The 21,331-nt window shown below is 41.8% G+C and carries 19 protein-coding genes; 13 read left to right on the forward strand and 6 right to left on the reverse strand.

The window, feature by feature from the left end; genetic code table 11:
- The first annotated feature begins 43 nt into the window (after positions 1–43).
- The 8 genes from J7K40_13365 to J7K40_13400 all read left to right on the forward strand — a co-directional run bounded on the left by J7K40_13365 (position 44) and on the right by J7K40_13400 (position 11,450).
- The gene (locus J7K40_13365) at positions 44–3,421 is read left to right on the forward strand and encodes a hypothetical protein (GenBank protein MCD6163383.1); all 3,378 of its coding nucleotides are present in this window, start codon (positions 44–46) and stop codon (positions 3,419–3,421) included.
- Between the two features lie 619 nt (positions 3,422–4,040).
- On the forward strand, positions 4,041–4,790 hold the full coding sequence (ybgF, locus tag J7K40_13370) for a tol-pal system protein YbgF (GenBank protein MCD6163384.1): 750 nt from the start codon (positions 4,041–4,043) through the stop codon (positions 4,788–4,790).
- A gap of 618 nt (positions 4,791–5,408) precedes the next feature.
- Positions 5,409–6,803 (forward strand): tyrosine phenol-lyase, encoded by a 1,395-nt coding sequence (locus J7K40_13375; GenBank protein MCD6163385.1) that lies wholly within the window; start codon positions 5,409–5,411, stop codon positions 6,801–6,803.
- Between the two features lie 315 nt (positions 6,804–7,118).
- On the forward strand, positions 7,119–8,330 hold the full coding sequence (gene coaBC / locus J7K40_13380) for a bifunctional phosphopantothenoylcysteine decarboxylase/phosphopantothenate--cysteine ligase CoaBC (GenBank protein MCD6163386.1): 1,212 nt from the start codon (positions 7,119–7,121) through the stop codon (positions 8,328–8,330).
- Positions 8,331–8,416: 86 nt separating this feature from the next.
- Positions 8,417–9,055 carry a uracil-DNA glycosylase gene (locus tag J7K40_13385; protein MCD6163387.1) on the forward strand — a complete coding sequence of 213 codons (639 nt, stop codon included), beginning with the start codon at positions 8,417–8,419 and terminating at the stop codon, positions 9,053–9,055.
- A complete protein-coding gene (dnaB, locus tag J7K40_13390; GenBank protein MCD6163388.1) occupies positions 9,056–10,399 on the forward strand; it encodes a replicative DNA helicase in 1,344 nt (447 codons plus the stop codon).
- Between the two features lie 302 nt (positions 10,400–10,701).
- Entirely contained in the window at positions 10,702–11,124 is a 423-nt protein-coding gene (locus tag J7K40_13395; protein MCD6163389.1) for a hypothetical protein, read from the forward strand.
- Positions 11,121–11,450 carry a hypothetical protein gene (locus J7K40_13400; GenBank protein ID MCD6163390.1) on the forward strand — a complete coding sequence of 110 codons (330 nt, stop codon included), beginning with the start codon at positions 11,121–11,123 and terminating at the stop codon, positions 11,448–11,450. Before J7K40_13395 ends, J7K40_13400 begins: the two co-directional genes overlap by 4 nt.
- An 82-nt stretch (positions 11,451–11,532) precedes the next feature.
- On the opposite strand, the gene tsaD is transcribed toward J7K40_13400, so the two are convergent.
- From tsaD to J7K40_13425, 5 genes are all read right to left on the reverse strand, one after another.
- The gene (gene tsaD, locus J7K40_13405) at positions 11,533–12,531 is read right to left on the reverse strand and encodes a tRNA (adenosine(37)-N6)-threonylcarbamoyltransferase complex transferase subunit TsaD (protein ID MCD6163391.1); all 999 of its coding nucleotides are present in this window, start codon (positions 12,529–12,531) and stop codon (positions 11,533–11,535) included.
- A 4-nt stretch (positions 12,532–12,535) separates the two neighbouring features.
- Complete coding sequence (locus tag J7K40_13410) at positions 12,536–12,928, reverse strand: hypothetical protein (GenBank protein ID MCD6163392.1); 393 nt, start codon at positions 12,926–12,928, stop codon at positions 12,536–12,538.
- A 14-nt stretch (positions 12,929–12,942) separates the two neighbouring features.
- Positions 12,943–13,131: a hypothetical protein gene (locus J7K40_13415; GenBank protein MCD6163393.1), complete on the reverse strand. Its 189-nt coding sequence runs from the start codon at positions 13,129–13,131 to the stop codon at positions 12,943–12,945.
- Positions 13,132–13,242: 111 nt separating this feature from the next.
- Positions 13,243–14,721 (reverse strand): hypothetical protein, encoded by a 1,479-nt coding sequence (locus tag J7K40_13420; GenBank protein ID MCD6163394.1) that lies wholly within the window; start codon positions 14,719–14,721, stop codon positions 13,243–13,245.
- Positions 14,722–14,987: 266 nt separating this feature from the next.
- Positions 14,988–16,127 carry a hypothetical protein gene (locus J7K40_13425; protein ID MCD6163395.1) on the reverse strand — a complete coding sequence of 380 codons (1,140 nt, stop codon included), beginning with the start codon at positions 16,125–16,127 and terminating at the stop codon, positions 14,988–14,990.
- Between the two features lie 330 nt (positions 16,128–16,457).
- Here J7K40_13425 and J7K40_13430 point away from each other — a divergent pair, with 330 nt between their 5' ends.
- From J7K40_13430 to J7K40_13450, 5 genes are all read left to right on the forward strand, one after another.
- Positions 16,458–17,771, forward strand: a complete 1,314-nt coding sequence (locus J7K40_13430) for a sigma-54-dependent Fis family transcriptional regulator (protein ID MCD6163396.1) — start codon at positions 16,458–16,460, stop codon at positions 17,769–17,771.
- 491 nt (positions 17,772–18,262) lie between these two features.
- Positions 18,263–18,487, forward strand: coding sequence for a hypothetical protein (locus tag J7K40_13435; protein MCD6163397.1), 225 nt, complete (start codon positions 18,263–18,265; stop codon positions 18,485–18,487).
- Positions 18,487–18,813 (forward strand): hypothetical protein, encoded by a 327-nt coding sequence (locus J7K40_13440; protein ID MCD6163398.1) that lies wholly within the window; start codon positions 18,487–18,489, stop codon positions 18,811–18,813. Before J7K40_13435 ends, J7K40_13440 begins: the two co-directional genes overlap by 1 nt.
- A 5-nt stretch (positions 18,814–18,818) precedes the next feature.
- Complete coding sequence (locus tag J7K40_13445) at positions 18,819–18,977, forward strand: hypothetical protein (GenBank protein MCD6163399.1); 159 nt, start codon at positions 18,819–18,821, stop codon at positions 18,975–18,977.
- A gap of 179 nt (positions 18,978–19,156) precedes the next feature.
- The gene (locus J7K40_13450) at positions 19,157–20,389 is read left to right on the forward strand and encodes a sodium:proton antiporter (protein MCD6163400.1); all 1,233 of its coding nucleotides are present in this window, start codon (positions 19,157–19,159) and stop codon (positions 20,387–20,389) included.
- A gap of 235 nt (positions 20,390–20,624) precedes the next feature.
- Here the strand turns inward: J7K40_13450 and thpR are convergent, their stop codons facing one another.
- A complete protein-coding gene (thpR, locus tag J7K40_13455) occupies positions 20,625–21,185 on the reverse strand; it encodes an RNA 2',3'-cyclic phosphodiesterase (GenBank protein MCD6163401.1) in 561 nt (186 codons plus the stop codon).
- Positions 21,186–21,331 lie beyond the last annotated feature (146 nt).

The following is a 21,331-nucleotide window of genomic DNA, read 5'->3' on the forward strand; positions in this document are numbered from 1 at the left end:
TGATTATAAGCATCTTTAGGGCACAAATAATGTGTCCTTACGTATGAAAAAGATGATGAAAATAATCAACCTTTCAATACTGATAATGCTGACAGCCGCATGTCTTTGCTATGGCGAAAACAAGGATGATAAGCCTATAGATTTGATTCATGCAGATAAATTCTTATCAAGCGGCGAGGATATAAACAACATCTTAAACCTTTTCGGCAATGTGCATCTTAGACATGGCACCGCCGATATGTTCTCCGAAAGGGTTATCTGGTATAAAAAAACGGATGTTGTAGTTTTTATCGACTCAGTCAAATTAATTGACGGTTCACGCACGCTAAAATGTCAACAATTAACTTACTATCGGCGAACGGGGCTGGCTAAGGCTGTCGATGATGTTGAGATTACAGATAAATTCGAGCAATTGCTTTTAACTGCTGATACGGTGGTTTTTCAAAAGGATATCGATAATTTTACCGCTACCGGCGAGCCGGTGTTTACGGTTTATCCCGATGATGATTCGGCAAGAATGGTAATAGTCGGCGACAGCATTATCTATAACAGCGAACAAAAGACAGGGGAAGCTGTTAATAATGTCAAGATAACTCGCCGCAACATGATTGCCGATTGTGACAAAGCTGATTTTTTCGATTCGGGTCAAAGGATTGTGCTTAACGGCGATCCGATTGTTACCCATAATGAAAATGTACTCAAAGGCGACCAGATAGAATTACAGACGCTTGATAGGATATTAATAGGAATGCTTATCGAGGGCAATGCCAGTGCCGCCTATCGTTCACAACCGGATAGCACCATTGAGGAATACACCAATGCAACCCTCAAGGGAAAACAACTTGAAGCGTATTTCGATAATGATGAATTAACGAAAGCCGTGATGAGGCGCAACGCAGTCAGCCATTATATTCCAGCGCCTAATGATTCGACGGCCAATGGACAAAATACAGCCAGCGGCGATTCAATTACTCTTTTCTTCAAAGAATCCGATGTCTGCCGGATTCTGATAATCGGCGGCGCCGAGGGGAAATACACCGAAGAAAAAATTCTGGATACCGGCGAAGTTGAACCTGAAACCACTTACTATGATGCTCATGAAATCGATTATGATGTTGACAATAAATTGATAAAGCTTAAAAACAACAGCCGGTTGAGATACCAGGCAATGACTCTTAAATCAGGCTTAATAGATTTTGATATCAATGAAGCCATTATGATTGCCACCGGATTTATCGAGCAATCCGATTCCGGCGATACTCTGGTTCAGACGCCGGTATTAAGCGAAAGCGGCGATGAATTATATGGGCAGCGTATGGCCTATAATATTAAAACCCGCAGAGGCAAAGTCGAGCTTGGAAAAACAGAGTTCGACAATGGTTTTTATCATGGCAAAGAGTTAAGGCAGGTCGAAAAGGATGTTTTGTTTGTATCATCCGGCGAATATACTACCTGCGATTTAGAGCATCCCCATTTTCATTTCTATTGTCATAGGATGAAAATGGTTTCCAAAGATAAGGTAATTGCCAAACCGGTAATACTTTTTATAGGTCCGCTGCCGGTATTCATTATCCCCTACTATATATTTCCTATCAGCAAAGGCAGGCATTCCGGTTTTTTAACATTTAACATGAGCAATATTGAAAGCCAGAATAGATTTATAAGAAACTTCGGCTATTATTGGGCTGCCTCCGATTACTGGGATATTAAATCAAGTCTTGATTTTGATGAAAACAAAAGCATTCGCATAAATAGTTCGATTAATTACGCGCTCCGTTATGTTCTTTCCGGCAGAGTAAGCGGTTCATTTTCGCGTCAGACAAGCTGGAGCGGCTATGAGAGGAATGTTAATGTTGGTTGGGGCATAAATTTCTCTCACAACCAGCCCCTAACCGAAACGATGAATTTAAAAGCCGGCGGTTCTTTTCAATCAAGCAAAGACTATAATATTGACAACAGCTACGATCAGGATGAAAGACTGAGACGTACTGTGCGCGCTAATGCCAGCCTCAGCAAAAGATGGAAAAATGAATCGGCTGCGATAGCCTTAGATCAGAATTGGAACCTTGATACCGATGTAAAAACGCAACTTTTGCCAACGATTACATTTTCACGTAAATCGATGCAGATATTTCCGCCGCCATCGAAGAAAACAAATATACGGGTATTGCCTTGGGAAGAACAACCTGAGGAGGACAGCCAGAAATGGTACAATTCGATATATTTCAAAATCAGCAGCAAACTTCAGAACCGCCATCATCAAAGCAAAAAGTCGGATTCTCTTGTTGCGGATTATCTCGATTGGGAGAAATATAAAACAATTAACAGCCAGGTAAATTTGTCGGCTCCTCAGAAATTATTCGGGGCGATAACTTTAAACCCAGCTATTGTAATAAAACAGACGTTTTACAAAATCGATAAGCTTCATGCCGCCGATACTGCTGATGCTAAAGTTGCTACCGATGGTTATTATAGTCGGGAGGTCTGGTCAACATCGCTTACAGCTAATACGAACCTGTATGGCACGGTTTATCCCAATATATTTTATATCACCGGGCTTCGGCATGTGATGACACCCTCGATAAGCTACAGTTATGCGCCAAAAACCGAACGCAATAAGGAATATTACGATTTTACGAGAGTTGGCTCTTCCTCAAGCCGAAGAAAAAGTATGAGTTTTGGCTTAGGTAATCTATTTCAGATGAAAATCAAATCGGGCGAAGCCGAGAAGAAAATTGATTTGTTCAGATTAAGCTCATCTGTCAGCTATGATTTTGAAAAAGATGAGCAAAGATGGAGCAACCTTTCAAGCTCGATAAACAGCAGCGCCCTTAAATATATCCAACTCAGCTTTAGCGCTGTTCATGATTTCTATGATGAACAAACTAAAGAATTACGGGCACTGGATCCCTGGCTGAAAAGCCTGTCGGGTTCTATGTCTTTTTCACAGAGATTTGTTATATTCGGAAAAAGACGCGAGAGCGAAAGCGGGTTTGGCTTTGGTGATGAAGACACTTTAAGCTTTAATGATGAAACTGAGCGTCCCCTGCCGAGAGCCAACAATAGAGATATGCTTTCTAATAAGGATACCGAAACAGCAATTAAAATAAGCCTTTCTCACAGATATACAGAACAGCGCAGTATGGGAAAAACAACCTCCAAAACCAGGTGGCTAAGTGCGGCATTCGATCTTGCGCTGACAGCTGGTTGGCATATGACATTGGATTTGCAGTATGATATGGAAACGAAAAGAACCAATTATCCCAAGTTTACTCTTGAACGTAATCTTCATTGCTGGGCAGGAGAATTTATATGGCGGCCATCCGGGACGCTGGCCGGTTATTATCTTAGGATATACATATTGCAATTGCCGGATATAAAAATCGAGAAATCGGTCGGCGATGTCAGACCCGGTCGTTGATAGCATTTTTTGACCATGATTTTCCAATTGGGCAAAATAAATTTAATTGAAGCAGTTGAGATTTAATCTGGCGTTTATGGTATAATCACTGTCAATAGATAATATGTGCTGGCAAAAGTAGGTCGAGTCCGCTTGGGACCTGAATCGCCAGTTAAATAGGTCAAACCTCAAGTAGGCTTGACTTACTGGGTTGGCATCCGCCAGAGCTGTCGGAAATAACTTCCGATAGCACAAAAATAACAATTTATGCAGGTTGTAGTGAAGCGTGGACTGCTGACTTTATTGACAGGCAAAATATGTCAGTTTATCCGCCTTAGGCGGACTACGAACCGATATAACATAAAAATTCACAAATTTTATCATGCAATAGCAGAAGTTTTTCTTATATCAGAGTTGGCAGAAGTAACTTCCGACAGCACAAAAATAATTGCGGTTAATGAATTGGCACTAAGGCTCGCAGGCGCAGATATATCCCTGCAAGCCATCCGGTTTGGGAAATAGCCCGGATTGACAACCTTTATCTTGACATATTCGCTAAATTTTGGTAATCAATAACAGTGTGAATAGTAATTGTCATGTAAGAACATGGAACAGAAAATAATTAACGAGGTAAAATAAAATGATGAAAAAGAATTTGATAATAGCGATAATTTCCACTGCTTTATTGGCAATATTTATTTCGGGCTGCGCCACGCGCCGCCAGATGGCTGAAACAAGTATTGAGTTGAATGAACTGCAGCGTGAACACCGACTGATTATGGCAACCTTACAGAAAATTGATTCGCTTATAGTTGAACAGAGCAAAGGCTCTAAAAAGCTGAACGCCGATTTGAAAATGAGCATGTCGGCGCTTGAGGAAAGAATGCTGTTGGTAGAATCCAACCTCGAGGATGCCGTTGGCATGATTAACAGGTCTGTGGAGATGATGGATTCTAAAAGCCCCGGGCCAAATGTTAAGAATCAGTCTGATTCAACAAAAACAAGCGGCGAAATTGACCATCAGAAAGTTTATAAAATAGCTTATCAAGACGTGATTAAGGGCAATTATAAAATGGCTGTAAAAGGTTTTGAGAACTATCTCCAATTATACCCGAAAACCACGTTGGCTGATAATGCTGTTTACTGGATTGGTGAATGTTATTATATTCAGAAAGATTACACAAAATCACAGAGTTGGTATAACAAGCTGATTGAGGATTACCCCAAATCCGAACACATGGCTTCAGCTAAGCTCAAATTGGGCATGTCATTATATAAGAAAAGGTATAGAACCAAAGCTAAGCAATACTTTCAGGATGTAGTTAATGATTTCCCCGGTACCGATGAAGCTAATCAGGCTGCCGAGATGCTTCAGGGATACAAACGATAGAATTGCGATTTTGCAACTTTTATTAGACGAAGATATTTTTCCTAACTGTAAATTGTTGCGCAGCAATCAACGTGTATATTCACGTTCTGGCTCTTGATGATAACATGTATTTCCCTGACTATAATTTTAATTCGATATCAATACACATTTGCATAAAAATAGCCTCCCGGAAAAGTGAAGTATTAGATAACTGCACTACTGTCCGGGCTTTTGTCCGCCTTTGGCGGATGCTATAGTGATGTCATTCCCCCGCCGCGGCGGGGGAAAGACGTAAATGGATAATCATCGAATTAAAATCAATTTCTCAAATCTTATCCCGAAATATTTAACAAAATAAAAAATGAAATATCAATGTTAACTGGAATCGTCCAACATCTTGCTGCTGCTTAGATTATAATTCAAGAAAGTTTCGCTTTACTATATTATTGAAGAACTAAATCGAAAAGACCGGACAGTAGTGATTTATTTTGTAGTTCTACTGCAAAATCTGGGGTTAAATCGTTTTATTTCAATCGCGATTTAATCCATTGGACTTGAGCACCATAAAAGTATATATTATCACCAAAATACAGGCGCAGGTATTAGCCTGTCACAGGTAATTAATTAAATATGAAATAAATGCTCAAACAGGGAGGATTAGTGAAATACATACCGGAGCCATTTAAGATTAAAACAGTCGAACCAATCAAAGTTACTACAAAAAATGAACGGAAAAAAGCCATAGAAGAAGCGGGATATAACACCTTTCTTTTAAAAAGCGTGGATGTATATATCGACCTGCTGACAGATAGCGGTACAAGCGCTATGAGCGATGCCCAATGGGCGGCTATGCAGCTTGGGGATGAAGCATATGCCGGCAGCCGGAATTTCTATGACCTTGAGCAAGCGGTGCAAGATGTATACGGCTACAAGTATTTCGTGCCAACCCATCAGGGGCGCGCTGCTGAACATATTATGTCGAAACTGCTAATTAAAAAGGGCGATCACATTCCGGGAAATATGTATTTTACAACAACGCGCCTGCATCAGGAATTGGCTGGCGGCAAATTTGTGGATGTTATTATCGACGAAGCCCACGACCCAGCGAATCCTTTCCCTTTCAAGGGCAATGTTGATATCAATAAAATGCAGCGGCTTGTCGATAAAGTCGGCGCTGATAAAATCCCCTATATCAGCTATGAGACATGCGTAAATATGGCTGGTGGACAGCCTATATCAATTGCCAACATCAGAGAACTGCGCAAGTTTTGTGACAAATATGATATCAAAATCATGCTCGACAATACTCGAACCGTTGAAAATGCCTATTTCATACAAAAGCGCGAGGATGGTTATGCTAATAAATCCATAAAAGAAATTGTCAAGGAAATATGTTCATATACCGATGGCTGTACCTGTTCCTCTAAGAAAGATTGTTTGGTGAATATTGGCGGTTTCCTGGCAATGAATGATGAGGATTTCTTTATCGATGCTAAAGCGCAGGTGGTAATATTCGAGGGGCTTCACACTTATGGCGGCATGAGCGGGCGCGATATGGCGGCTTTGGCACAGGGTATCAGGGAATCGGTAGCCACTGATGATTATATCAAATATCGCGTTGAACAGACCAACTATCTGGGAGAAATTCTGACAGAGGGCGGCGTACCTCATGTTATCCCTCATGGCGGCCATGCTATATTCCTTGACGCTAAATCCTTTTTGCCGCATATCGAGCAGGAGCAGTTTCCAGCTCAGGCGCTGGCGGCGGCAATCTATGTTGAAACCGGCGTGCGGGCAATGGAGCGCGGCAATGTTTCGGCAGGCCGCAACCCGGAAACCGGCGAAAATTTCAAGCCAAAACTCGAACTTGTCCGTCTGACTATCCCAAGGCGCGTATATACTCAGAGCCATCTCGATTATGCCGCTGAGGGTATAATTAACCTTTACAATAAACGAGACCAGATTCGCGGACTTAAGTTTGTATTCGAACCGAAGCTGTTAAGATTCTTCCAGGCGCGGTTTGAACAAATATAAATAGTAATTGTGCTGTTTAGTAAATATTGGCAGTGTTAGATCTATAGTGGGGCGTCCGACAGCTACCGGATGCCCTCTTTTTTCAATTTTCCGTGAAATTATCTTTGATTCATACGTATCATTAAATCGATTAATTGCAATATCTTGTATGATAGTCAATGGTATAATAAATTACTGATATTAGTTTTAAAAATATTGATATTACCTGCCCATATTCACCAACCCGCCAAAAACCGTTGATAAAATGTTAATCGAATGTGGTTGATATTTAGCTATTTTTAATATAAAATCTATATACATAATAAGGAGAATATCATGGCAGAATCTCTAAAAAACAAAAACATCCTGCTTGGCATATCCGGCGGTATCGCCGCCTTTAAGATTTGCGAGCTTTTGCGGCTATTGGTCAAAGCCGGCGCCAAGGTGCGAGTGGTAATGACTGAATCGGCATCAAAATTCGTTGCGCCGCTGACATTCTCAGCCTTAGGCGCCGAATCGGTCTCTACCAACATGTGGGACCCCAACCGCGACAGCCTTCAACATGTGAACTGGGCTGATTGGGCTGATATTATTGTAATAGCTCCCGCTACTGCAAACATAATAGCCAAAATGGCATCAGGTATCGCCGATGATGCGCTATCCACTCAGCTTTTGGCTTTCGATGGTGCCAAGCTTATCGCCCCCGCTATGAATGTGAAGATGTGGCAAAACTATGCCACCCAGCGCAACATTAACGAATTGAAAAAACATAATATTCAATTTATCGGACCTACCAAAGGTCATCTCGCTAATATGGCAATCGCAGAGGGGCGGATGGTTGAACCTGATGAGATTTTCAAGCGGTTAAAATCGATGATTCGGGGAAGGGATGATTTAGCTGGCTATAAAATTTTAGTAACTGCCGGACCTACAGTCGAACCGCTTGACCCGGTTAGATTCATTTCCAATCGGTCATCCGGCAAGATGGGCTATGCAATCGCTGAGGCATTGAAAGACCGCGGCGCTGAGGTAATATTAGTATCCGGGCCGGTTTCAATTAAGGCGCCCCTTGACGTTGAGGTTATGCCGGTCGAAACCACCGAGCAGATGAAGACAGCGGTAGATAGATATTACAACACCGTCGATTCCGTATTTATGACAGCCGCTGTAGCTGATTATAAACCAAAAGTATATTCAAAACAGAAAATCAAGAAAAGTAAACAGAACTTATCCCTGCTGTTAGTAAAGAATCCCGATATACTAAGCGCGCTTGCCTCAAAACGTAACCGGAAAATATTAGTAGGCTTTGCGCTCGAAACTGAAAATCTTAAAGCCGCCGCCAAACGGAAAATGCTCGATAAGAAACTCGATATAATTGTTGCCAATAATCCCACCCAAAAAGGTGTCGAGTTTGGCTCTGATTTCAATAAAGCTGTTATTTTTATCAGGGGGAAAAAGCCTGTTGATTTGCAGGTTATGCCCAAAATCGAACTGGCGCATGTGATAATAGATGAACTGGTCAAATTATTTAAAGACAGAAAAAAATAATGCAGGATGGTATCGATATAATGCTTCGCCGTTATTTGGAACAACGGCTTGAACTTGGCGAAAAAGTTATCTATCGGCCTTTCGATATGGAAATGCCCGAACCTGAAATTGTCGAAAATAATGTACTCAATGAGGATACTATGCTCAGCATAGATGAATTTAAAAAAGCGGAAAGTCTCGATAAGTTGTTCGAAACAATCTGCGAATGCCAGAAATGCGAGCTGGGTAAAAGCCGTATAAATTTTGTCTTTGGCGAGGGCAATCCTCGGGCGGAGATAATGTTTGTAGGCGAGGCGCCCGGCGCGGATGAGGACAGGCAGGGCCGGCCATTTGTTGGCCGCGCCGGAAAACTTCTGGATAAAATACTAAATGCTATGAAATTAAGCCGAGATGATATTTATATCGCCAATATTCTCAAGTGTCGTCCTCCGCAAAATCGCGACCCGCTTGCAGAGGAAGCGCAAACCTGCGAACCATTCCTTCACCATCAAATAAAGCTGATTAAGCCGAAAATAATCTGCTGCCTTGGACGCATCGCCGCTCAAAGACTTCTGCAAACAAAAATGACTCTGGGCAAGATGCGCAATCAGTGGTTTGATTATCAGGGAACGATACTCATGGTAACATATCACCCTGCGGCTTTGCTTCGCTCAAATCAGTATAAGCGGCCGCTATGGGATGATATGCAAAAAATGTTAAAAAAATTAGAGGAGTTGAAGCAATAAATGGCTGAGGCAATTGAAAAAATACCTCCTCAGGCAATAGAGGCCGAACAATCTGTATTAGGGGCAATGCTGTTATCCAAGGATGCGATTGACAGCGCAATTGAGCTGCTAAACGAAAGGTATTTCTACCGTCCCGCACATAGGAAGATATTTAAGGTTATAGCCGATCTCTATGACAGAAATGAGCCGGCTGATTTGGTCACTGTGTCGGAGGAATTGGCTAACCGCGGTCAGCTTGAGGATATCGGAGGACGGGCTTATCTGGCGGGATTAACAGAGGCATCGCCAAGCATAGCTAATGTTGGATATCATTCCAAAATAGTGTTGGATAAAGCCACCTTGAACAGTTTAATTGGTGCCGCTAATACTATTTTATCCCGCGTATATGATCAAACGCAGGATGTCGACGATTTATTAGATTCCGCCGAGCAGGAAATTTTCTCGATAAAAGAGGATAAAATGAAAAGCGGCGCGGTGCCTATCAGCGATGTTTTGCATGAAACTTTTAAAACAATCGAAAGCTACAGCGAACGTAAAGGAAACTTAACCGGAGTACCCAGCGGATTTATCGATTTGGATAATTTGACGTCAGGGTTTCAAAAATCGGATTTGATTATAATAGCTTGCCGGCCATCTGTTGGGAAAACAGCTTTCAGTCTTAATATAGCCGAGCATGTGGCTGTCGAAAATAAAATTCCGGTACTGTTGTTTTCACTGGAAATGTCAAAAGAGCAAATCGCTCAGCGTCTTCTTTGCAGTCGGGCAAGAATATCATCCCATCTCGTGAGAATAGGCAAGCTGGCTGATAATCAATGGACTAACTTATCAATTGCCGTGGGACCATTGTCTGAGGCGCCGATTTATATAGATGATACGCCTGTATTGAGCGTCCTTGAGATGAGAGCCAAAGCCAGACGGTTAAAATCCAGGGAAAACCTTGGCTTAGTTGTAGTGGATTACCTTCAGCTTGTTCAGGAACCCAGACACTCTGAAAGCCGTCAGCAGGCAATTTCATATATATCAAGGTCATTAAAAGCAATGGCGCGCGAGTTGAAAGTGCCGATTATTGCGCTATCGCAGTTGTCCCGTCAGATTGAAATGCGCGGCAAGGATGCCAAGCCGCAGTTGTCGGACTTGAGAGAATCGGGCGCGCTGGAACAGGATGCGGATGTTGTCATATTCATCCATCGCCCCCGGGATGATGAGGGACACTGGGGACCGGAAGCGGAGATAATGCTCAGCAAGCAGAGGAATGGTCCAACCGGGACGATTGACCTTACGTTTATAAAGGACTATGCGCGGTTTGAGTTGGTTGATAGGTTCCATGAATATTCGGAGCCGTAGTTAGCTATATCTTGCTTATATGTGTTGTCGGAAGTTGCTTCCGACAATCTCTGGCATAAGAAAAACTTATGCCAGCACAGGCAAGGGTTCCTGACAATTGAAAAAATAGGCAGAAGTCGGTCGCCGCGGCGACCTGCCCTACTTAATGCAGAGCTGTTTGGGCAGGTCGTAGTGAAACGTGACCTGCCGGTTTTCTTGTCAAGCAAGGTGTGTCAGTTCATGCTCCGCTGCGAATTGCTACACAGCAATTTCTGTGGATATTTTAAATTGACATATATGATTATTTATGCTAAAATAAAAGCATGATTAGATTACTAATAATAAGTCTGTGCCTTATCGGATTGTTAATCGGATGCGGCTCTCAATCACCGCGGGAAGTTGCCATGGAATTTATCGGCTCTGTAATTGAGGATGATTCGCTGGCTATCGAGGAGCATTTCGATGTTGACAGTATGGTCAAACGTAGAATGCAGGAAGTTCCGCCGATTGATTCAACCGAAACGCCGGAATATTTTCGCAATCGGATTATCCAAAACCTCACCGGTGATGGCGGTACTCGCGCTTTCTGGAAAAGAGTAACCGCAGTTATCAATCAGGAGCTTATTGTGGGCGATACTGCGGAGGTCGAGCTGACTCTTCTTGATAAGGAATACGGTAAAACGCATTATTCAAAATTATACCTTTATAAGTCAGATAAAGGTTGGCGGGTTTTCTATTTTCTATGAAAATCGTTACAGCATTAGCCGGCGCATTTTTAGCGGCGGTTCTCCTTCTTTTCATAGTAGATATATACACTCCGGATCAAACCATTATAGACCTGCCATTGTTGATAATATTTTTTATTGTCTGGAGTGTCGGTTTTGGCTATGCCACCATTGAAGCTAATCTCAAGAAAAAAATAGTCGCGGTTTTAATAATCGAGGGGATAGCTTTAACCGGAATGGCAGGATATTATATTATCGCCAGGGATTTCAATCAGTATATTTTTCATTTTACCGTTGGCGTTTTGGTTATAATATTGATGTTTTTTCTGAAAGATAAAAAGAGCTGATATTAAGGGCGATTCATATTGGCGCACGAGGACGTACGCCAACCACAGAGTATTGACGCGTGTGGAGTGTTCCAACCACAAATCAATCTCCAATCCCCAGATACGGCACCGCATTCAAATCAAGCGGCGAGGATTTGCCCTGCTCAAGATAGTATCCCCCGACTGCGGCTATCATGGCGGCATTGTCGGTACATAAACCAGCGCCAGGAAAAAAGACCTGCACGCCATCCGTCATATCTCGAACCATCTCCTGCAGACGTTTGTTCATAGCCACGCCGCCGCAAACCGATATTTTGTCAACCTGCAGATTACGGCAGGCAGCAACTGCCTTAGCCGCCAACACCTCGCAAACCGCTTCCTGAAACGAGGCGCAGATATCGGCGAGATGCTTGCTTATAAATTCATCGCTTTTATCTTTTAAATAAACAGCCACAGCAGTTTTCAAACCCGAAAACGAGAATTCATAAGAATCTTTGCCCATATACGCTCGCGGAAATTTAAAGAAGTTTCGATCGCCGCCGCTTGACTCTTTCTCAATCGCTGGACCGCCGGGATAGCCAAGTTTTAAAAGTTTCGCTATTTTATCGAAAGCTTCACCGGGAGCGTCATCGCGGGTTTTCCCCAAAAGCTTATAATCGCCCCAATCCCTAACCAGTACTAAATTGGCATGACCGCCAGATACTATCAAGGCAATAAACGGCGGCTGGCATTCTGAGTATTGCAGACGGTTTGAAAATATATGACCCTCTAAATGATTTACCCCATAGAACGGCTTGCCCAATACTTGCGCCATCGATTTCACAAATGTCAATCCCACCAATAAGCCGCCGACCAAACCGGGACCGTAAGTTACCGCATAACCGTCAATATCGCTAAGGCTGCAACCGCTTTTGTCCAAAGCCTCATCTACGATGCCAACAAGTTTTTTTATATGCTCACGGGATGCCAGTTCGGGCACTACACCGCCAAACTTTTTATGAATTAATTGTGAATAAATAACATTTGATAGAAGCGTTCGGGGCGTTTGTAAAACTGAGGCGGCAGTCTCATCGCAGGATGTTTCAATGCCAAGTATAAGCATTGTATTACTCTTGTCGAATCAGCTCAAAATCGCAAACATGCACGCCAATAAAATTTATACCCACACCGGTCATTTCGGCGGAATTAGTCATCTGTTCACGGGATAATTTTTCCGAATAAGCTCCGGGCTTGGTATACTCACAAAGGTCAATGATAAGTCGAATATCATCAAAATACAGCAGCTTGAATAATTTCTTGCCGCTGGCGGTGATCTGCACTATTGCCGATTTCTGACTGGTATCGGTCAGTACAAGGCTATCGGGAATATTAATATAATCTATATCAACAGTAATATTTTTATTGAACTGCTGTTCGGTTGTAAGATGAAACCATAGCGCTAATGCCAACAGTAAACCGCCAAGTTTCCAGCCGGGATTTTTTAAAAAATTTATTTTCACTGTATATACTTGGACTACTTATTTGAATATTTCAGAATTCGGCCAAATGATACTTCGCCGTTATCAATTCTAATCGAGAATCCGCACTCATGATTTGTGCAAACCCAAGCTTTATACCGAATCTCTGAACCATCACGGCCATAGTCTGATAAGGGAATAAGCACGCCTTTCCCACACTTTAAACAATCTGGATATCTATCCAATTTTGCCTCCCGACAAAAGGTTAATAATTATAGATAGTATAGGGTATGGATTGTGTCAAGGTTTTTTGATAAGTATTAACAGGAATTATAATAAAAAAACAAGCCCAATTTTCAATCGCCGCGGCCCGGCGAATCCCATAAAAATCGAACCATGCCCCTGCTTGTGCCCAGCCAAAGATAGTTGCCATCAATTATAAGAGAATTGATGTAATCGGTCGGAAGGCCATCGGCAGTAGTGTAAAGGCGGGTTTCTTCATCGGCTTTTCTGTATCGCCAGAGACCGATAGAGGTCGCTGCCCAAATATACTTATCATTGCTGCATACTTCATTTATTTGCCATCTGTCAGCGTAGGAATGGTCGGTCGCCACACTGCTGGTGTCCGCCCTGACATCAATTATAACAACCCCGAATCTGGCGCCAAAATACAGATATCTGCCATCAGAGAAAATATCATTCACACCGTAGGCCAAATCATGCGTCGGCGTATCAATTTTTCTGAATTTCAAATGGGTAGAATCATAACAAAAAGCGCCATCATGAGTGGCAATATACAGGCATCCATTGAACTTTAGAAGGTCGTTTACCTGAAAACCCCGCAAATGGTATTCATCCGATAAAGGGGTTTTAAACGATGAATCAGGCATATCTCCATCTGTGGGAACAATGCCCAGGCCGTTTTTTGTGCCAGCATAAATAAACCCGCCATACTCCGCCAACGACAGGATATATCTTGAGGGCAGACTTGAAAATGTCTGCAATGAATTATTGCCATTGATGCGAACTAAGCCTTCTGGAGTTCCCAGCCAGACATGATTGCCTGTTTGTATGCCTGAGGTTAGCTCGGAGCTGTTTAAACCCCAGACGAACTCAGGCTCAAAATATTCCCACTCCTGAGTATCTAAGCTGTATTTGGTTATTGCTTTCTCGCTCAGCATATAATCGCTGCCCATCCAGATATCATTGCCGATTCTTATTAGCCTTGATATATTGTAGTTGAACGGCCCGAACGGCATTAATTCGATTTTCTGATAGCGTGTATTCAGAATCGCCGGTCCCAAGCCCCAGGTGCCGATATACATTAAGTCGTCAATGTCCTCAAACCCGACCATAATTGAAAACCTACGCATATAAGGGTCAGTGATATAGCCATTCATGTAGTCATATCCAAACGGTGTGAACAGGCTGGTAAAACGCGATGGAGTCCAGCTATTTCTTACCAGACTGTCCGGGAAATCAGACGCTGGATACCATTCCGCGAAAGTGATATTGTATTTAGCGGCTCCTTTGTCGGTTAATGCCCAAAGCTCGTCGTAATTGGGTTCATAAGCCAGCCTATGTATCTTATTCGAGGGCAAACCGCCGGTAGTGGTTAAGGGATACAGCCATTTATCCATAAATCTATCATACCGGATTATCCCGCCGGTAGTGCCGAAATAGACAACTCGCTGGTCGGCGGCGATTGAGGTGATATATTTAAAATTTGTATAGCCGACCCAATCGCCCTGCTCGTAATCGATAGCAGATGAAATAGTCGAATTGAGCAAAAGTATGATAGTGATAAAAGATGTCTGAGCAAGTTTTTTTATCATGCTTTAAGAATATGTAATTTGATTAAGAGATACAACTGTTTTAATGAAATTTTATGTGTGTAAAATATTAAGCGAACAGATTATTATGCAAATTTCTGAGCGATAGCGGCGGCGCTAAATAACACTTTCGATGTTTGCAGTAGTCCTAATTATCATAAAATCTATTTTGTTATTAGAAATCGGTTTATGACCTCATGGACAATAATATGGTAGAAACAATATCAGGAACCAAGCAAGAATAAAGAGTGTTTTTGTGCTGTCGGAAGTTACTTCCGACAGTTCTGGCAATCGCTGCTATTGGGAATCCTCCTGCTATTTAGTATCTTCTCCCGATAGTCTTGCGCCTTCTTCAGCTTCTTAGAGACGCGCTTGGCAACTTCTTTGGATACCTCATAATCCAGAATCTCATTGAAATATTCTAAAGCCTTGCCATTTTCTCGTTGCCAGTAATGAGCCACCCCCAGACAATAGCCGGCAAGAATGAGATTATAGTAATTCTGGCCGCCTTTACGGATAAGCCCCTCGCGTATAAGGGTAAATTTTTCGATTGTTCGCCGCGCATCGCCTCTTTTAAAATTGGCGATTGCGTTAGGCCATAAAACAGTGCGGCCATCGATACCTTGTTTGATTAAGCTGTCGGTTAAGGCGGCCGCTTGGCGGTATTCTTTGCGATCAATATAAATCCAACTTAATCCTAAGGCGGCGGCAGTCGAGGACAACCGCGATTTCTCTATCGCCAGCTTAAGTTCCTCAATCCCCTGCTCTCGTCTATCGGATATGAAAGGCAGGTTCCTGATTATACCAAGTTTTGCCGAACGCCAGTAATGAAGATTCCCCAAGCCAAGACAAGCATCATAGAAAAGAGAATCCTGCTTATAGGCATCATCAAAAAATTTGCCAGCTTTCAGTCCTTTAGTTATAGCCTGATACCAACTGCCGTGATTCCCCTCCCAGACAGCTAAGTAGCCCAAGGCGGTGCCTTTAAAAAACAAACCCCATTTATCATCAGGATTTCGCTTTAGAAATTTATCCAACCCGGCTAATGAAGTGTCAATCAGGGCTATGAAATTATCTTTTTTTTTGTAGTCTTCATCATCGGTCATTTCGGTAAAAACAATTCCCGCTTTAATTACATAAGCCGGCCAATAACCGCTATGCATGATTATCAGGCTGTCGATACAGGTTAAGGCAGTTTCAAAACTATCTCTATAGACTGAGGTCAATGCTTTATCGAGCATTGCCGCTTGAAGACTATCCGGTTGAAGAGAATGTATCGATGTCGCTGAGCGACCTGCCCGACAACTACCGCATAGAAAACACAGGAGTATCAGCGTAGGTAATACATATGTTTTAATAGCATTCACAAACAATAAATATACTATCCTATGCTTCAAAGATTTTATCATTATTACTTAAAGCTCTCGTGTTTTTCGAATCAAGAATTATTGTCGAAAAAATACATTCATGCATCTCTGAATATTCCCATCAGGTGATTGCATCAGTTCTCTATTATATAATGACTCAATCGACTGGATACAGTTAAGCCTTGAAGGGAAAGTGCATTGGTTTGCATATGAATTCGATAATATCCATGTCATAAGCTTAGATAATAATAAAAATTGTTCAATTTAAAAGCAATATTTTTTTTTACTGTTTCAAAGTTAAATATCATCAGACTTTTGACGAAATATTACAAGAAAGCAGTATCTAATCTGTAAACAAACTTCGGAGGCACCATGATAAACATCATCGTAGTGGATGATGATAAAGCGCTGCGTAAGAATCTCGCTTTTTATCTTAAAAGTCAAAGTTATGAAGTCGATACTGCCGAATCCGGTGAAGAAGCTATAGAGCTTTCTAAGAATAAGTTTTATGACATTTTAATATCTGATATAAAAATGAATAAGATGTCAGGTTTTGAGTTGATGAAGAAGGTTAAAAATATTCATCCGGCTGCTGAAATTATATTAATTACAGGTTATGGCAATATTCCCATGGCTGTAGATGCTATTCAGGGGGGAGCGGCGGATTTTATATGCAAGCCGTTTGAATTCGGAAACCTGCTAACTCGAATTGAAAGTATTATCAAGCGAAGGGAACACAAGGTAACATCTACGGATAAATATGATAAGCTTATAACCAAGTCGCAGAAGATGCAGGATGTGCTGAATTTAGCTGCCAAAGCGTCTGGAACCGAGGTGGCGGTTCTAATTGAAGGCGAGTCCGGAACCGGCAAGGAATTAATAGCCAGAGCTATTCATGGACGGTCAAATCGCAAGGATTTCCCTTTTAAGATAGTTGAATGTTCTACCATGAATGAGAAAGACCTTCAAGCGGAGCTTTTCGGCAACTGGGAAGATAATGATTACGCTGGTATGATTGTTCAGGCAAACAACGGCACTCTGTTTATTAAGGACATAGAACTATTATCTGCTAATCTTCAAGCATCATTCTTAAGATATATTCAGGATGGATTTTATACAATCCCCAGCAAGAACCAAAAAATTAAATCTGATGTTAGAATAATCTGTTCCTGCACAAAAAGTTTGAGAAAAATAGCTTCTGCCCATCAATTCCGTGAAGATTTATTTTATGCTATAAATATTATGTCAATCTATACTCCGCCGCTGCGAAATCGCATAGCTGATATTTTCCCTCTTGTAAATCATTTTCTTGAGAAATACAGCGCTAAATTCAATAAAAATGTCAAAGCGATAGCGCCGGATATTCTGGCGTGGATGCAGACATATCAATGGCCGGGTAATGTTGCGGAACTGGAAAACAGTATTGCGCGCGCTTGCGCTTTATCAAATTCTGAGATAATCGATGAATCGTTAATCTTTACATTGCCGCGAGACCGACCAGTATCTGAGGAAGAACAAGGATTTCTAAATATTACCCTTAAAGACAACCAAAAAGCCTTGATATTGAAAGCCCTAAAACAGAATACCGGCAACTATACACGTACCGCTCAACAACTTGGAATCTCTCGAACTACGCTCTGGCGACGCATGAAAAAATTTAAAATCGAAGAGAAATTAATTACATAGTATTGTGATGATATTTCGTGCTGTCGGAAGTTGCCTCCGACAGCACGGTATGTTGATAAAACCCGCCCCAACTGGAAAGTCGGGGCTATTAAATTTTTACTAAAGCACTAGCCACTTAATAGTCGAGGCTTTCCAGCCTCGACTTTTTACATGGCATTAAAAATTCTATCAATACAACCTTTTGTTTACAATCTGATCGCTAAAAGCGAACAAACCCGACTCCTGCTTTTTATATTTGCAGGTAATTTATATTAATTCAAGTTTTTCGGTACATCTGGAAAATCTTGTATAAATCCAAGATGTATTGGATATAACCTATAATATCCAACGCCTTTCAATGTACATTTTTCATCAATTGTTTCATTCGCTGCAACATGTAACCCTATGTTATAACCCATAATAACTAACCTGCAGGGATATCGCCAAGTGGATTTTATTTAAGGGTATGTCTTTTGAATCATTCCTTTATGAATGCAAGCAAAGGAGTGGCGATGAAAATGAAATTTACGCTTATAATGGAAGACTTGATTCTGGATGAAAGCAAGGTTGATAATATGATTATTGACTGGGTAGAAGATGTTTCACAACAGCAAGTTTTGGAAATGTCGCATGAGTGGATTACCTCAAAGAATTTTCTCACCGAGAAAATGATTGGGTTGATAAAAGTTGGCGAATCCTCATTGACAATAGAACCTGTTGACGAGGGGTTAATCTAATGGAACGGTTCGTGTGGTTTTTAGATGAGATTGTGGGTCAATTTAAGGCTGTCGAAAATACCCTTCAATCACTAATGGCGAAAATTCCATTTATCGGTTCTTTGGCGGCCGAATATTGCAGTCTGATTATGTTGGTATTTATGATGACTTTAGCTGTGTTTATATTGCGGCCGCTGGTTAAATGGTCGCTAATGGTTATTATTGTAGGCGCAATACTAGCCGGCGCAATATCCTACTTTTCCGGATTAGCGTTTTGGGGAGTGCTGCCTGTTACTGCCTTAGGTGCAACTATTGTAATGTTTGTAAATAAATTTGTAATGGAATAACTATTATGTATAGCAAAAAAAGAAAAAAGAAATGTCCATTTTGCCAGGGCATAGCTACTAAGGTATACGGCGATTATGTATGTAAAAGCTGCGGCGCGATTTTGAATTTTAATGCTATAAACACTGATTCGGTAAATGTTATTTTTCAGATTTACCAAAAATAGACGCGCTTAATAAATAAAAAGTTAGCCGTTCTCATTTAAACGCTTGGTTCATCTTAGAAGATGTTTAATGCCAGAACCGGGCTATAATCAAGACACTTTACATTTGTGATAGAAACATATATACTTATTCCGATTATTGAATTTGCGACTAAATACAAAGTGATAGGTTAGTTCTGAATATGTTTGGCATCATAGCGATATTAATAAGCGCCGCCGCTGTCTCAAGCTATATCAACCATCGATTCATTAAACTGCCGACAACTATAGGCCTGATGGTTATCGGCCTGTCTATGTCTTTGGCGGTTGTATTGCTAAGTGTTCTGGGTGTCGATTTTAGAAGCTCTATCGGTGGATTTTTAGAACAAATTGATTTTAGCGAAGCTCTTATGAAGGGGATGTTGAGCTTCTTGCTTTTCGCTGGCGCTCTAAAAATTAACCTGAATGACCTTGCCAGCCAGAAATTTATTATTGGCGCACTGGCAACTTTTGGAGTGGTCGCCGCTACATTTATAATCGGAACTGCGCTATTTTTTATATTGAAATTGATTAACTTAGCCATCCCCTATTCATACTGCTTAGTATTTGGAGCGTTAATTTCCCCGACCGACCCGGTGGCCGTGCTGGCTATACTCAAGACGGTAAAAGTGCCAAAATCCTTAGCGACTAAGATAGCCGGCGAATCGTTGTTTAATGACGGCATTGGTGTTGTTGTATTTATCGTGATGGCTGGTATTGCGGCCAGCGGCGGTTCGGTTTCAGCCGGGCATGTTGCCTTACTGCTTGTTCAAGAGGCGTTGGGCGGCGTTGTGTTTGGATTGTTGCTGGGATGGATTGTTTACCGTCTGCTAAAAAGCGTTGATGACCACTCGGTGGAAGTTCTTTTAACGCTGGCTTTAGTATGCGGCGGGTATGCGCTGGCGATGAGCCTGCATATCTCCGGCCCTATTGCGATAGTAGTAGCGGGACTGCTGATTGGCAATTACGGACGACAGTTTGCTATGTCTGATTCTACCCGCGACCATTTGGATAAATTCTGGGAGCTAATCGATGAAATCCTCAATGCGGTGCTGTTCATTTTAATTGGTTTTGAGGTTTTGGTGCTTTCGTTCACTATGGATTATTTCATTGTCGGATTAATCGCTATTCCGGTAACGCTTGCCGCCCGGTTTATCAGCGTATGGTTAGCAATAACGGTATTGAAATTCAAACGGGAATTTACCCGAAACGTTGTTCTGATTTTAACCTGGGGAGGATTGCGCGGCGGTATTTCTATTGCGTTGGCATTATCATTATCTGCAGGCCAGGCAAGAGACTTGATTGTATCGATTACTTATATAATTGTTGTATTCTCGATTTTAGTACAGGGTCTAACGATAAAAAGCGTACTCCGACGTTTACTGCCTTCCCAATGATTTTTATAGATAAGCTGAGGTTTGATATGACAAAATTAACTGAATTCAATGGCTTCCTTAAGGGTAGTACATTGGCACTTCACTTAACAGGTGGATAAAAAATTTATCTATCAATCAGGATGGAACGGAGTGACATCCTGAGGGTTTGGCAATCTTACCGGGATAGATAATGATTATGTAAATGATCTGATATTTTGCAGGTGCTGAATTGGCAGGTCTCGTCCACCGCTTAGCATTACAACCCAACAACAATCATCGGCGTATATGTTGGTCCTCGCCGCGATAGGTCGGACTTGAATACAACAACCTCGCTAACCTCAAAAACATCCGACTCAAATTCGGTCTCCTGAAGCTCATCGATAAATGCCTCCAAACCTTTCGGATATTTGATTCTGCCGATAGTCAAATGCGCTGAGAATGGCTTATCGCTCTTGCCAAAACCGCCCTGACGGCAGGCAGACTCCACCTGATAAGCCAGCTCTTTAAGATCATCCATGTCGCCAGCCGCGCCAACCCAGACAACGCGCGGTCTTCTTATATTCGGGAAACATCCCAAGCTGGATAATTTAATTGAAAACGGTTTGATATTCTTCAGATTTTCCGCAAGTATGTTTTCGAGATTACTTATCGAATCACTTTCAATATCGCCTAAAAAGCGAATGGTAAAATGCAGGTTAGCCGCTTTTACCCAGCGTACGCCGTCAGCATGCGGTTTTAAACCCACGATTAGCTTATCGACCTCACGCTTGAGAGCATCCGGGATTTTTACCGCGATAAAAGTGCGTATCTTGGCCATGGGGTAAGGATAGCATATTATATTTATTGATTCAAGGTAAAAAATGTGTCAATGCAAATTGGCGCACGAGGACGTATGCCAACCACAAAAATGGCGCACGAGGACGTATGCCAACCACAATTTATTACCGCATAAAAAAAGTCCGC

The sequence above is a fragment of the Candidatus Zixiibacteriota bacterium genome (assembly GCA_021159005.1).
Taxonomy (GTDB): domain Bacteria; phylum Zixibacteria; class MSB-5A5; order UBA10806; family 4484-95; genus JAGGSN01.

Coding starts and splice junctions, on each gene's coding strand:
- J7K40_13365 (MCD6163383.1), top strand. CDS start 44: ATGAAAAAGATGATGAAAATAATCAACCTTTCAATACTGATAATGCTG.
- coaBC (MCD6163386.1), top strand. CDS start 7,119: ATGGCAGAATCTCTAAAAAACAAAAACATCCTGCTTGGCATATCCGGC.
- J7K40_13385 (MCD6163387.1), top strand. CDS start 8,417: ATGGAAATGCCCGAACCTGAAATTGTCGAAAATAATGTACTCAATGAG.
- dnaB (MCD6163388.1), top strand. CDS start 9,056: ATGGCTGAGGCAATTGAAAAAATACCTCCTCAGGCAATAGAGGCCGAA.
- J7K40_13425 (MCD6163395.1), bottom strand. CDS start 16,127: ATGATAAAATCTTTGAAGCATAGGATAGTATATTTATTGTTTGTGAAT.
- tsaD (MCD6163391.1), bottom strand. CDS start 12,531: ATGCTTATACTTGGCATTGAAACATCCTGCGATGAGACTGCCGCCTCA.
- J7K40_13450 (MCD6163400.1), top strand. CDS start 19,157: ATGTTTGGCATCATAGCGATATTAATAAGCGCCGCCGCTGTCTCAAGC.
- J7K40_13420 (MCD6163394.1), bottom strand. CDS start 14,721: ATGATAAAAAAACTTGCTCAGACATCTTTTATCACTATCATACTTTTG.
- J7K40_13440 (MCD6163398.1), top strand. CDS start 18,487: ATGGAACGGTTCGTGTGGTTTTTAGATGAGATTGTGGGTCAATTTAAG.
- J7K40_13430 (MCD6163396.1), top strand. CDS start 16,458: ATGATAAACATCATCGTAGTGGATGATGATAAAGCGCTGCGTAAGAAT.
- J7K40_13375 (MCD6163385.1), top strand. CDS start 5,409: ATGCTCAAACAGGGAGGATTAGTGAAATACATACCGGAGCCATTTAAG.
- J7K40_13445 (MCD6163399.1), top strand. CDS start 18,819: ATGTATAGCAAAAAAAGAAAAAAGAAATGTCCATTTTGCCAGGGCATA.
- thpR (MCD6163401.1), bottom strand. CDS start 21,185: ATGGCCAAGATACGCACTTTTATCGCGGTAAAAATCCCGGATGCTCTC.
- J7K40_13435 (MCD6163397.1), top strand. CDS start 18,263: ATGAAAATGAAATTTACGCTTATAATGGAAGACTTGATTCTGGATGAA.
- J7K40_13395 (MCD6163389.1), top strand. CDS start 10,702: ATGATTAGATTACTAATAATAAGTCTGTGCCTTATCGGATTGTTAATC.
- ybgF (MCD6163384.1), top strand. CDS start 4,041: ATGATGAAAAAGAATTTGATAATAGCGATAATTTCCACTGCTTTATTG.
- J7K40_13400 (MCD6163390.1), top strand. CDS start 11,121: ATGAAAATCGTTACAGCATTAGCCGGCGCATTTTTAGCGGCGGTTCTC.